Origin of the sequence: Idiomarina sp. ST20R2A10 (genome assembly GCF_051842345.1) — a bacterium.
GTDB classification, from domain to species: domain Bacteria; phylum Pseudomonadota; class Gammaproteobacteria; order Enterobacterales; family Alteromonadaceae; genus Idiomarina; species Idiomarina loihiensis.
Window position 1 is genome coordinate 550435 of the sequence record NZ_JBNIEY010000001.1, and the last position, 12270, is coordinate 562704.

Sequence of the window (12270 nt, forward strand, 5' to 3'; positions counted from 1 at the left end):
ATAAAAGTAACGGCAAGTACAAAATACAGCTTACCCCAGCCACTACGCACATTTTATTTTTACCCATACTAGTACAAACTCTCAACGTAGCTATTCACTGGGTCAGACAGCAGGTCTTGCGGATGATCTCCGCCCATTGTTGCCCATTTACTTTTCCCGGTAAGCACACTACTTGCCAACTCTTCCCGAGTTTCGAGGTCATAAACCGAGAGCTGGATTTCGAGACGGTCTGACTTTCCTGACCACTCTGTAGCTCTATCTTCCCAATGAAGAATTATTGGCACAACAAGATAGCCTGAGTTTCCTACTAGCTCAGTAAAACAGTTTTCTCTGGAGCAGGAACCTATAACCTTTGTACTCGAGCTATATCTAGCAAAAGCAGCCCGAGTAGCGTTTGCAGTCATAACCCCGGAGCTCCTATACTCCTGGTCACCGTACCAGCCATTTTCTGGGGTAACTATGTATATAAACTGATTTGCAGCTAACTTAACACTGGGCTCCGTGAGAGCGCTCTGCTGATATGAAGCAGTGCAGCCAAAAACAGAGAGCAACGTGATTGATAAAATTAATATACGCATAGTAATTTTATCGAAAATTAACGCCCGCTTAAGCGGACAAAAATTGTTGGCTAAACTGTGTAGCGCAGCAAAACGTAGCCAACTGTTTTTGTTCCGTTTAAAGCGCTTGTTATAACGATTTACTAGAAGCCTTGATGAACATTCCCAGTAACTTCAAATTGATTTTGCTGAAACTCTACCGATGGAATATCAACATGGTCTTTTAACCAAGGCCACACTTCATTAGTTTTACCATTAGCCTGATGAGCTACGTAGAAAAATGATATTACGGGTTCTATGCAGTTGATAATATTAAAAATAGAGTCTTTGAAATATGCTTTATAAAACTCAGTTGCATCGATAGATTTCTGGTGGATTATCTCATTTCTGTATTCTTCAAGAGTAACAAACTGTCCCCACCATTTTTGCTTTTCTACAGCCTTAGTTTCGTACAACTCAGGAAGAATGTATTTAATCTTAGTTTTTAAACTAAGCCACCGCTCAATGGCTGCCTTATCGTATGACTCTGTAATACCTTTCGAGTTTTTCTTAGTTTGGTAAATGTGCCCATGAGGAATACTAAGATTAGCAAATGCTTCTAAAGCAGTATAAGCAAAGACGATTGCAGATTGAATTTCTTCAATGTAGTCGTAAACGTCTTGGGAAATAGCACTTATAGCATCTTTTTTATTTCCGGTTAGCTTAGTAATATCCAATTCGTAGCTACTGCTTTTAAATTTCCGGTCAAAAATTGCTTTTGCTCGACCTGAAGCTTTAGTGCTTACGCTCATTAACATGCCAATGCTGTTTGGAACGAAGTAACTAATCTTTCTCGAACGGTTGAGTTTGACTGTATCGATGTCTTGAATCAACATTGAACCGCTACTATCTTTTGCGAAATGAAACGTAGGCTTCGTCATTCTCAAGTCAGGTATTTTGTACCCTTCGGGTGTCAAACCAACCACTAATGAACTTTTAGATTTATTAGGAATCTTCATATTCGCCTATCGTTATAACGCCCGCCATGACCGGAGGCAAAAACTGCACGAAGCAGAGTTTTTGACTTCCGGTGCATGGCATTGTTAGCTGATTTGCGCCGGACCATTGGTGTTATAGCCACGAGCTGCCCTCTTGGTAACTTAGAAATGGGCTTGTACCGCTAATACGGTAATCTGAGCAGATGCTTTCGAGGCTACTCTTTGCAATCTGAACAAAAAAACCGGTTGGATAGACTAGCTCCCATCGGTTGCTGAAAATTAAACCACTCACAGGGTCTATATCGGATATCGTTGAAACCTCTTGATAGTAAGGAGCAAACTCCATTCTGAAAGGGGACTCTGCCCCTGCGCCAGGCAACCTGAACTCGTGAGCCAGTTTGTTCCTATACATCCAAAGCAGATTTTTGTGCGTGAATCTGGATGGTAGAAATTTCCCATCCAGTTTTTCTGGTTGATCATTACTCTGGTACGGCCACTCAGCAAGAGCCTCCTGAAGTGTCGGGTCAGCTTCTAGCTCTTTATGGCGTGACAATAGCCTGTTCGAAACAGCAAATCTCTTGTGCTTCTCAGATTGAGCCCAACCGTTAAGATCTGAGAAGGAACTAGGTACTTGAGAGAGACCGTCGAGGACGCCGCAAAGCTGCAACAAACTAACCCTGTCATGATACGACCAGCCAGAGTGCGCCGATACGGTTTGTCGATAGCGCTTTCCCACACCAGTCTCATTAGGAAAAGCGGCGATCGAAAGGGAATCAAAAACTGAGCAAAGCAGAAGTTTTGCCGGAAGCCCTTGGTGACGACGGTTTGGTTTAGAGAAAGCAGCAGCAATCATTGCCCTGTTATAGGTTCGAAACCTATCAATTTTTTCTTCAACCGTTTCCACTAATGCCCTCCAATAGCTAACGCCTTGCTCACCGGTAAATTGTGAGCGCAGCGAACAACTTATCCGCGTGCAGCAAATTGTTAGATTTTATGCTCACACGAAGCGTAGAGTGCTCTTGCATATGCAAATGCCCTAACCTCAACCCACTTTTCAGTAACCAAAAACAACCACGAAAAAAGAGAACCCACAAGCAGAAGGATTAGTGCTGCACGCTCAAAAGGGATACCAAGGAGCAGTTCTAATATAGGGCCATCTTTCTCATTAAAATAGTTTGACCATACAATGGTCGAAACAATAGCTATTGACAGCAGGCATATCACGACGCCAAGCCATTTAAAAGCCCTCGTGTTCCTACTAAAACCATACGCAATATTTTCCTTAAAGACCAAAGGGTGATCCGTCGAGCTTCTTGTATGCTCTCGCAAAAAAATTGCCGCAGTTCTATACGTTTCATCTGCGCCCGCAGGATCATCAATTTCTTCTTTGTAAGATACCATTTTAAAGCTAGGGATGAGGCTCACTAGTTTTGACATGTACCGTGCTTTTGTATTTTTATCTAACCTGAAATCTGAATGCCTCAAGATAATCGTTGTAGGCGCACCTCCCCATTTCTTAAAAAGCTTCTCTTGAAGAATATTCCCCCTAGTCGACATTTGATTAGCCGCAAAGGCAATAACGCCAAATGACGTCAGAATGGTTATGGCTGCGCCCCCCCAACTCCTCGATGGCTCATACAGCGCAATTACGGAGATGATAGCGGGGAACATAAGTAAAAAAGCAGGCTTTACTCTGGCATTGAGACTATATTCATCGAATAATTTTTCGAGGCTTTTCATATCAATTAGTCTTCAACCCGCTCATGAAAAGGCTCAGGAGTAGCAGTACTCCAGTCATCTCGACCTGGTGCCCCCTTTTGATGATACTTTCCAACCCCGGCAGTAACATGAACTCTTGCTCCACGGCGAGTAAATGCATTAAGAACTTTTTTTGATGGATGCTTTGGTGCGCCAGACTTAGCTGCAGAGCAAAAAGCTGTAAAGTGCGGGGTGTGATCTTTTGGCTTTATTTCACCAACAAGCTTGTTGAGAGCTGTAGGACCAATATTTCTAAAGCTTCCATGATGTGGTATTTGGATGAAAGCGAGACTATCTAAGTAATCAATATGCCCGATGTGATCCGCTGCTTTTTCTAACGACTCTTTTCCTGCATCACCAGTAAAAATCAACCTCTTCCCTTCTATATTTAATTGAATTATCGCGCTAGAGTGATTTTGGGCGCTTGTTGTATTCCCATCATCTTTAATTAGATCTATATTCCACTGATCAGAAATCCACTCCATTACCTTTTCTTTGGCTTTATCAAAGAAAGAAGCGTCTTTTGAGGCTGACTCTAAGGCCACTTGAGGCATACTGGAAAACTCTACCAGCAACTCGTTGTAGTAATCATAAGTAGGTCCAACCACCTGAACGCAACCTGTTGCGTCATTTAGACCTGTAAATGGTTCTTCGATAGGAATGTCTTTCTTTAACGCTAACCTGTAAAGCCCATTCGCACTTTCCAGTGCCTTTTTTAGTCGTTCGGAAATGCTATTGTCAGTGACACGACCATCTTGAAAGCTAAGAGCCTTTCCGTCGCAATGATCCCACGGCTTATGCATCCATAGTTTTTTTACGGTCATCTCTTCCAGAACAACATGCAACCCTGAAACATGGTCGGAATCTGGGTGAGTAAGTATCACCAAATCAACAACATCTGTTGAGTAGTGTTGCTTAATATGGGAAACGAGAGATTCACCTGATTTTTTATAGCCCCCGTCTATAACTACAACTGTCTGTTCATTTCTGTGACCATCTAAATTGCCAAAGCGCAATGCTATAGCATCCCCGCTTTTCCCCTCATCACCAACAGGGAGAAAGTCAACTTCATATCCCATTCCCATCTCCTTAATTAAGGCCAAGACGCAAATCTAACCTTTGTATATTGCGCACGCACACTTTATACCAACCATTTCCCCGACAAAAACCATACGAACAGGGCAATACGAGCCAATATCAGCCGACGCAAAATGAGCATGCTTACTTTGTTTTCCGTTTTAATGAATATGCACAAAATATGTTTTTATTATGTTACTGACAATAAAGAGTTTATCGAAAACAAGCAAATACAAAGTGCGCATGTTAAAGAACATAAGTGAGCATCTTGGTCAGTAAACACGCTGCCAGTTAAAATACTTCTCATGGGCTAAAGCAAGCATTGGCATGTCTTCTGTTGTATCGCCGTAGGCGTAAATGGTTTTAAAGTCGGATAAATTTACTTTTCGTTTAATGGCACTGACTTTATTCTCCAGGCTGCAGTCACCCGACACATAACGTCCCGTTAATTTGTTATTCTTTATTTCCAGTTCGCTGCATACCCACTTAATACCTTGTGAATGGCACCAGCAGGAAAGGTAAAAGTCTAATGAAGCCGATACCACATAAACTTCGTCTCCTTGCGCTTTGTGCCATTCAATTTTGTTAAGGGCTTCGGCTCTGATAACACTGGGTAAATATTGCTCTGAAAAACTACGGGCTAACCTCGTAATGTCAGCCACGGAGCGATTCCAGAACACGATTCTAGATAACAGCGGCCTTGTCTTGGACGGTTTAAGTAGTCTTAATTTATAAAGCGCAATAAACGGAGAAGCTAATAGCAGCGTCATTATCAGTCGGCGTTTAGGCGTAACGTAGAACAGGAACTTAGTATAAGTATCCTGCCCTGTTATTGTTCCGTCAAAATCAAAAAGTGCAAGGTTCATAAAAGCCCGTAATTAACTGGCTTTGTCGCATGTAGGGATCGAATTAATATTGCGCTGAACGTCGGTATCTAATTTAGTGACGTCCATATCCTCAAGGAACAAGAAAAAGTCCTCATCGTCTTGAGTTTTTAAATAGACGTTTAATTCGGAGTTGCCCCAGGAAAAATTCTCGTCGCGACAGGCGGAAACCAGTCTCACGTTCATACTGCCCGCGCCTCCTTTTTCATTGTTTTCGCGGTAGTCTTTCACCATCTGTTGTCCTTCAGCCATTGTTTGCGCATCTTCTTTTGACAGCTGCATGACTGTAATTCTTTCATTTCCCTCAATGTCTTCTTTTAAGTTATCAGGAACCGCGTAGTCTTCATTAATAATTACCGGGAAGTGATGGTCAAAACTGGTACTTGGGTCGTCAGTTCTAAAATTAAAATCGATAACCACATCACCATCTTGCACGTTAACTCCATCCGGAGCCACAACAGCCACGACCAGCTGCTTAGGATCTGTTTCTAATGGATTCAGGTTCATCATTTTAATCATGGTACTGAGTGGAATATTACTGCATGAAGCAACGAATGTTAGAATACTGGTTAAGAAAATGATTTTTAATTTGTTCATAATAAGTCCTAGTTCAAAGCACCAAATGCTGAATTACATTCGGTATTGTTGGAAAAATGTAACAGGCACAGTTAACTGACCATTGGAAGGTTACAAAGTTTCAACATTTTATTAAGTACAAATTAGTAAGGGAGGAAATATGGTGGATCGCACCTGACGTGAACGTCAGGCTACGCCGTCCAAGTTAGTCACTTCATCATCCTTGTTTTGCTTTCTGCCAGAGGGCTTCAAGTTCTTCAAGGTTGCAGTCAGTTGGGTGTTTACCCTGCTCGCTCAGGCTTCGCTCTATATGCTGAAAACGGCTTTTGAATTTGTCGTTAGCGCGTTGCAGCGCGGCTTCGGGGTTTACTTGTTTGTGGCGGGCCAGGTTAACTACGGCAAACAATAAGTCACCAATTTCTTCTTCAATATGGTCCTGGTCGGTGGCTTCTTTTACTTCCTGAATCTCTTCATCAACTTTGGCGTAAACCGGTTCGGCTTCGGTCCAGTCAAAACCTACTGACGCGGCACGCTTTTGCAGTTTGGCGGCTTTTAGAATACTGGGCAGTTGGCTGGGTATGTCGTCAAACACAGAGCCTTTGGCATTTTTCTTTGTACGTTCCTGCTGCTTTATCTGCTCCCACTGGGCTTTAATTTCGGCGTCAGACAGATTGCGCTGCGCATCGGTGCCGAACACATGCGGGTGGCGGTTTATCAACTTTTCAGCGGTATGTACAGCTATATCATCCAGCTCAAATTGCTGCTCTTCGCGCGCTAATTGAGCATAAAACACCACCTGAAACAGTAAATCGCCCAGCTCATCTTTTATCGACTGCCAGTTACCCGACTGAATGGCATCCACAACTTCGTAGGTTTCCTCTATGGTGTAAGGAATTAACGAGGTCATGTTCTGCTTTAAGTCCCAGGGGCAGCCGCTTTCTGGGTTGCGTAACTGAGTCATAACCTGTTGCAGTTGTTGCATGCCTTTCACTGAGGTACCTCTATTGTTTCAACTAAAGCTTTAAAGTAATGCGCTGAACTTGCTCAACACCATGAACCTGGCGCAGTCTGTCTGTAATGCGGCTGAGCGCGTCGCTGTCTTTTACGGTCAGAGTTAACACTACTGTCGCCGACTGTGACTGCGCATCGCTCTCGCTGTCCATTTGCGCCACCGCCGCCTTTTCATTCGACAGCACGCTGGTAATGTCATGTAACAAACCATTACGATCTAAAGCCGACACACGCAGGCTTGCCCGGTATTCCTGTTTGGAATGCCCCGACCAGGACACTTCAATACCGCGCTCGGGGTGCTGGTGCAATAAATGCTTCAGTTGATCGCAGTCGCTGTGGTGCACGGACACGCCCCGCCCCTGAGTAATAAACCCGGTAATAGGCTCACCCGGCAGCGGTTCACAGCAGTTAGCAAAGTGCATCATCAGGTTACCAATGCCTTCTACCGTTACGTCCGACTTCGGCGTTTTTGGTGACTGCTTGGCTTTACGACGCTTAGTTAAGCGCTCTACTTTGTCGGCTTCGGTTTCCTGCGGTTTCAGGAAGTTCACCACCTGGTGCAAGCGAACGTCGCCAGCGCCAATAGCGGCTAACAAATCGTCCAACGTCGGCACGTTAAAGCGCTCGACCGCTTTGTTGGCATCCTGCACATGCAGTTGATACTTCTGCAGTTCGTTTTCCAGTAACTCTTTACCGGCCTGCAGGTTCTTTTCCCGGTCTTCTTTTTTGAAGTAGGTGTGAACCTTGGCTCGTGCCCGTGACGAATGCAGGTAACCCAGTTGCGGATTTAACCAGTCGCGCCGTGGTTGGGCGTTTTTCTGAGTCAGAATTTCAACCCGGTCACCGTTTTGCAACTGGTAAGTAAAAGGCACAATGCGGCTGTCGATTTTAGCGCCAATGCACTTATGCCCTACTTGACTGTGAATGTAGTAAGCAAAATCGAGCGGGGTTGAGCCCATGGGCAAATCCACTACCTCGCCCTTCGGGGTAAACACGTACACACGGTCTTCAAACACCTGCGAGCGAATTTCATCTACCAGAGTTTCGCTGCCGGCCATGTCTTCGTGCCAGGCCAGTAGCTTACGCAGCCAGGCTATTTTGTCTTCAAAACCGTGGCGTTTACCGGCGGCTGCGCCCTCTTTGTACATCCAGTGCGCGGCCACGCCCAACTCGGCGTCGTCGTGCATGTCGTGCGAGCGTATCTGAATTTCAACGTTCTTGTGTTCAGGACCAATAACCACGGTATGTATGGACTGGTAGCCGTTCGGTTTAGGCGTTGCCACGTAGTCGTCAAACTCGGACGCAATATGGCGCCAACTGGAATGCACAACGCCTAGTGCGGCGTAACAGTCTTTCAGGTTATGCGTCAGAATACGTACGGCGCGAATGTCGAACAGCTGGTCAAACTGCAGATGCTTTTTCTGCATTTTGCGCCAAATAGAATAAATATGTTTGGGGCGACCATAGACATCGGCATCAATACCCTGCTGCTTCAGTGACTCCTGCAAACCTGACACAAAGTTATCTATGTAGAGTTCGCGGTCGGTACGGCGCTCATCTAAACGCTGAGCAATGGTTTTGTAGGTTTTAGGATGCAGGTAACGGAAAGAAATGTCCTCCAGTTCCCACTTCAGCTGCCCTATGCCTAACCGGTTAGCCAGCGGCGCGTATATTTCCGCGCACTCTTTAGCGGCCAGTACCCGGGTTTCTTCGTCGGCTTTCTTCACTTCGCGCAGGTAGCAAATGCGTTCGGCCAGTTTTATCAGCACCGCGCGCACATCTTCCACCATAGACAGTAACATGCGTCTCACATTGTCTATCTGGCTGCCGTCTGGCTGACCGTGTTGGAAGTGTTGTAAGTCACCTATACTTTGCATTTGCTGTACGTTACGCAGCAGCACAATCAAGGTTTTCGACTGTTTACCGGTGATTTTGTCTAAATCGAGCTTGCCTGCTTCCAGCAATGGCACGTATAACGCCGCCAGCAAGGATTCGGCATCCAGCTTTAGCGGTGCCAGTATTTCGACCATTTCCTGGCCTTTCAGCAAGGCTTCAGCTTCCTCAGGAAACTGCTGCTTCAGTTGCTGAAAAGTACTTTCTAACGGCTCAGGATCACTCACAGCGTTCAGCCAATGCTGTTCACTGTCTTTGTATTTGGGGTCATCCACGTGGGTACTGCGTACATGGACCATGATTTACGACGCTCTCTCCAGACAAACCATAGTTTCAATGTGATGGGTTTGCACAAACATGTCAACTGTACTCAGGCCAATTATGCGGTAATTGCAACCTTTGCTTTCGGTTAGCATGCCGGCAATATCCCGCGCCAAAGTATCCGGTGCGCAGGAAACATACAAAATGCGTTGTGGTCTGTGTTCGGGCTTCAGCTTATGCAGCAACTTCACCGCACCTTCAGCCCCCGGTCTTGCAGGATCTAAACACCACAAATCGGCGGGTTCGCCTAAGTCTGAAGCGGTAATTTCGTTTAAGTCGGCGCTAAGTGAACTCAGGTTATTCATACCGTTTTTTTCGGCGTTAATGCGCGTCTGCTCGGCCATGCGGTAAACACCTTCTACCGCCAGTACCGACTTTGCCCGGCGCGCCAAAGGCAGACTGAAGTTGCCAATACCGGCGAAAAAGTCATACACGCGCTGTGTTTTTTCTGGCCTCAGCCAGTCTATAGCCTGTTGCACCATGCGCTGGTTAATACCGCCGTTAACTTGTAGGAAGTCACCCGGTTGAAAATACAGTTTGTCACCGTCGATGCTGGTATCAAAAGGAATTGCTGCACCAGCTAAAGGCTGCAGTTCATTCTCGCTCTGTAACCAAATATTGGTTTTATTGGCCGTTTGCCACTTCTGCAACGCCTGCATGGCGTCACCCGGCAGCGCTTCCGTTATACGCAGCAAAATAATGGGGGTATTGGTATTAATGGCCTCAATATGACCCAGCTTGCTAGCAACCGCCGATGTATTTAACAGAGGGTACAAGGCATTGACACGTTGCAGCAGAATTTCATCGGCTACCAGGCAGTCCTGTATGGCGACAATATGGTGGCTTTGTGCTTCTCTGAAGCCAATCAGCAGCTTTTGCTCTTTGCCCAGCCAGCGCGTTGCCAGCCTCACTCTGCGACGGTAACGCATCGGTTCGCTGACCAGCGGTTCCTGCCACGGCAGACTGCTGGTTTGGGGATTAAATACGCCAAACTTCTGAAACAGCTCTTCCACCACTTGCCGCTTATGAGCCAGCTGTTTTTGCTCGTCTATGTGCTGAAAGTCGCAACCTCCACAGCTAGCATAATACTGACAAGGCGCTTCGCGACGGTCGCTACTGGGCTCCAGAATACGCTCTAAATGACCACTGTGTTTGCCGGCAGTTTTGTATTCTATAACCTCGCCCGGCAAGGCGCCCATAATAAAACGAGTGGGCTGGCCTTTTATAACTGCACGTACAACCGCACGCGCCTGATGGTCAAGTGCTGACACCTGACCTTTTAGGGTTTTACTTACAGACTTATTGCGCTTCTGCGGCTTAAAAAATTGCGCCATGTTGGTTTTGCTTTACCTGATTTATTTCTAATCTGTTTCTAAAATAACCGTTGCTACCGCGTAGTGCTTTTCGTCACTAATGGATAAATGACTGCCAGTAATGCCCTGCTCTTTTATCCATTGTTCGGCGGTTTCGGTGAAATGCCACTCCGGTTTACCGTATTCGTTATGCACTACCTGCATATGCTGAAAAGACAATCCGGCAGAAATACCACGACCAAAAGCTTTGGAGCAGGCTTCTTTGGCAGCAAAACGTTTGGCCAGAAAAGCAGCTTCGTCAACCGAGGCTGTCATTTCTTCCTGTTCTTTTGGTGTTAACACGCGTTTCACTAAACTGTTGCCACGCGCTAACGACTGCTCTATACGGGTTACTTCAACAATGTCAGTACCTAAGCCCCAAATTGCCATTAGCGTGCCTTATCTAAAATATTGCGCATATCGCGCACAGCCTGATCCAAGCCAACCAATACCGCACGGGCAATAATCGAATGACCAATATTCAGTTCACAAACTTGTGGAATTTCCGCCACTTCTAATGTGTTGTGATAGTGCAGACCGTGACCTACATTCACCTGCAAACCAATAGAATGCGCGTATTCTGACGCTTCCATTAAGCGTGCCAGTTCAACAGTACGCTGCTCTTCAGTTTCGGCCTCAGCGTATTGCCCTGTGTGTAACTCCACAATGGGTGCACCGGCTTTTTTAGCGGCGTCTATTTGCTCATGGTCGGCGTCAATAAACAACGACACCTGAATACCGGCATCACTTAAGCGACGAGTGGCATCGGTGATGGTTTCTAACTGACCGGCAACATTCAGGCCACCTTCCGTAGTCAGTTCCTGGCGTTTTTCCGGTACCAGACAACTGTAAGTAGGCTGCGTCTTTATCGCTATATCGAGCATTTCCTCGGTAACAGCCATTTCCAGATTCATGGGAACGTTCAGTGTCTGCTTCAGCATGGCAACGTCGCGGTCAGTAATGTGGCGGCGGTCTTCACGCAAATGAATGGTAATGCCGTCGGCACCAGCTTGTTCGGCAATAGCTGCCGCAGCTACCGGGTCGGGATAACGAACTCCACGCGCGTTACGCAACGTGGCCACATGGTCAATGTTAACGCCCAGGCGTAAACCTTTCATTATTCAGCTCCTTTCGCTTTCGGCTAGTTCTTCGTAATTCACTGACGCTTAGTGCCTCGGAACAATTCACGACTGCGCAGCGGTTTATCACCTAAGTAAACCGCTAAGGCGTCACGCATAATATATTTTAGCAGTCTTAAGCGGTTTTCGTCGTCAACATCCCACGCGGCCAGTTTTTGAATATCCACCACCGAATACGCTCGTTGTTGATTGTCTCTGGCTTGGGTCACAAAGCCATGATCGGGAATAAAATAGCACCACTTCGAGTCGGACAGCACATTACCGGTGTCGGCGTCATAATGCCAGTCAAATGCCGCTCCTAAATGCTGCAATAACTGCCATTCAAACTGACGCAAAGCAGGCTCTACACGCTCGCTGTTGGTCATGTTTTGTAAGGCTGACAAATAGCTTTCAAAAAGCTCGGGGGCTTCAGCTTCTGCCGGCACCAGCCGTTGAATTAACTCATTGAGGTAAAAGCCACTGTAGAGTTTATCGCCCTGCAACAGCAGCTTTTGGGTTGTCTGCTGCGGCTCCAGCAAGGTTAAGGTTTTTAAGTCGCTGCGCCCCTGAAACTCGGCCAACAGTGGCATAAAAGGTTGTGCTAAACCGCGCCAGGGGCTTTTCGGGCGCTTAGCGCCTTTTGCCACCACCCGAACCCGTCCCTTATCTTCAGTGAACAGATCCAGAATGAGACTGGTTTCCTGATAGTCCCAACGATGCAACACCAGTGCCCGCTGCGCCACCGA

13 protein-coding genes are annotated in these 12270 nt (G+C 46.3%); all 13 read right to left on the minus strand.

The window, feature by feature from the left end:
• Positions 1-68: 68 nt before the first annotated feature.
• The gene (locus ACP7H9_RS02700) at positions 69-578 is read right to left on the minus strand and encodes a DUF4823 domain-containing protein (protein ID WP_439222155.1); all 510 of its coding nucleotides are present in this window, start codon (positions 576-578) and stop codon (positions 69-71) included.
• 122 nt (positions 579-700) lie between these two features.
• A complete protein-coding gene (locus tag ACP7H9_RS02705; RefSeq protein ID WP_439222156.1) occupies positions 701-1555 on the minus strand; it encodes a hypothetical protein in 855 nt (284 codons plus the stop codon).
• A gap of 112 nt (positions 1556-1667) precedes the next feature.
• Positions 1668-2438 carry a hypothetical protein gene (locus tag ACP7H9_RS02710; RefSeq protein ID WP_439222157.1) on the minus strand — a complete coding sequence of 257 codons (771 nt, stop codon included), beginning with the start codon at positions 2436-2438 and terminating at the stop codon, positions 1668-1670.
• A gap of 80 nt (positions 2439-2518) precedes the next feature.
• Complete coding sequence (locus tag ACP7H9_RS02715) at positions 2519-3274, minus strand: hypothetical protein (protein ID WP_439222158.1); 756 nt, start codon at positions 3272-3274, stop codon at positions 2519-2521.
• A gap of 5 nt (positions 3275-3279) precedes the next feature.
• A complete protein-coding gene (locus ACP7H9_RS02720) occupies positions 3280-4371 on the minus strand; it encodes a ComEC/Rec2 family competence protein (RefSeq protein ID WP_439222159.1) in 1092 nt (363 codons plus the stop codon).
• Between the two features lie 270 nt (positions 4372-4641).
• Positions 4642-5235, minus strand: a complete 594-nt coding sequence (locus tag ACP7H9_RS02725) for an HAD-IB family hydrolase (RefSeq protein ID WP_439222160.1) — start codon at positions 5233-5235, stop codon at positions 4642-4644.
• 12 nt (positions 5236-5247) lie between these two features.
• Positions 5248-5850: a hypothetical protein gene (locus ACP7H9_RS02730; protein WP_439222161.1), complete on the minus strand. Its 603-nt coding sequence runs from the start codon at positions 5848-5850 to the stop codon at positions 5248-5250.
• Positions 5851-6046: 196 nt separating this feature from the next.
• Positions 6047-6820 (minus strand): nucleoside triphosphate pyrophosphohydrolase, encoded by a 774-nt coding sequence (gene mazG, locus ACP7H9_RS02735; RefSeq protein ID WP_439222162.1) that lies wholly within the window; start codon positions 6818-6820, stop codon positions 6047-6049.
• A 22-nt stretch (positions 6821-6842) separates the two neighbouring features.
• On the minus strand, positions 6843-9032 hold the full coding sequence (relA, locus tag ACP7H9_RS02740; protein ID WP_114981455.1) for a GTP diphosphokinase: 2190 nt from the start codon (positions 9030-9032) through the stop codon (positions 6843-6845).
• A gap of 3 nt (positions 9033-9035) precedes the next feature.
• Entirely contained in the window at positions 9036-10388 is a 1353-nt protein-coding gene (rlmD, locus tag ACP7H9_RS02745; RefSeq protein ID WP_439222163.1) for a 23S rRNA (uracil(1939)-C(5))-methyltransferase RlmD, read from the minus strand.
• Between the two features lie 27 nt (positions 10389-10415).
• The gene (acpS, locus tag ACP7H9_RS02750; RefSeq protein WP_114981458.1) at positions 10416-10796 is read right to left on the minus strand and encodes a holo-ACP synthase; all 381 of its coding nucleotides are present in this window, start codon (positions 10794-10796) and stop codon (positions 10416-10418) included.
• The gene (gene pdxJ / locus ACP7H9_RS02755; RefSeq protein ID WP_011234058.1) at positions 10796-11524 is read right to left on the minus strand and encodes a pyridoxine 5'-phosphate synthase; all 729 of its coding nucleotides are present in this window, start codon (positions 11522-11524) and stop codon (positions 10796-10798) included. Before pdxJ ends, acpS begins: the two co-directional genes overlap by 1 nt.
• 38 nt (positions 11525-11562) lie before the next feature.
• A complete protein-coding gene (gene recO / locus ACP7H9_RS02760; RefSeq protein ID WP_114981460.1) occupies positions 11563-12267 on the minus strand; it encodes a DNA repair protein RecO in 705 nt (234 codons plus the stop codon).
• Positions 12268-12270 lie beyond the last annotated feature (3 nt).

Coding starts and splice junctions, on each gene's coding strand:
- ACP7H9_RS02730 (WP_439222161.1), bottom strand. CDS start 5,850: ATGAACAAATTAAAAATCATTTTCTTAACCAGTATTCTAACATTCGTT.
- pdxJ (WP_011234058.1), bottom strand. CDS start 11,524: ATGAAAGGTTTACGCCTGGGCGTTAACATTGACCATGTGGCCACGTTG.
- ACP7H9_RS02715 (WP_439222158.1), bottom strand. CDS start 3,274: ATGAAAAGCCTCGAAAAATTATTCGATGAATATAGTCTCAATGCCAGA.
- relA (WP_114981455.1), bottom strand. CDS start 9,032: ATGGTCCATGTACGCAGTACCCACGTGGATGACCCCAAATACAAAGAC.
- rlmD (WP_439222163.1), bottom strand. CDS start 10,388: ATGGCGCAATTTTTTAAGCCGCAGAAGCGCAATAAGTCTGTAAGTAAA.
- ACP7H9_RS02700 (WP_439222155.1), bottom strand. CDS start 578: ATGCGTATATTAATTTTATCAATCACGTTGCTCTCTGTTTTTGGCTGC.
- ACP7H9_RS02720 (WP_439222159.1), bottom strand. CDS start 4,371: ATGGGATATGAAGTTGACTTTCTCCCTGTTGGTGATGAGGGGAAAAGC.
- ACP7H9_RS02705 (WP_439222156.1), bottom strand. CDS start 1,555: ATGAAGATTCCTAATAAATCTAAAAGTTCATTAGTGGTTGGTTTGACA.
- acpS (WP_114981458.1), bottom strand. CDS start 10,796: ATGGCAATTTGGGGCTTAGGTACTGACATTGTTGAAGTAACCCGTATA.
- ACP7H9_RS02725 (WP_439222160.1), bottom strand. CDS start 5,235: ATGAACCTTGCACTTTTTGATTTTGACGGAACAATAACAGGGCAGGAT.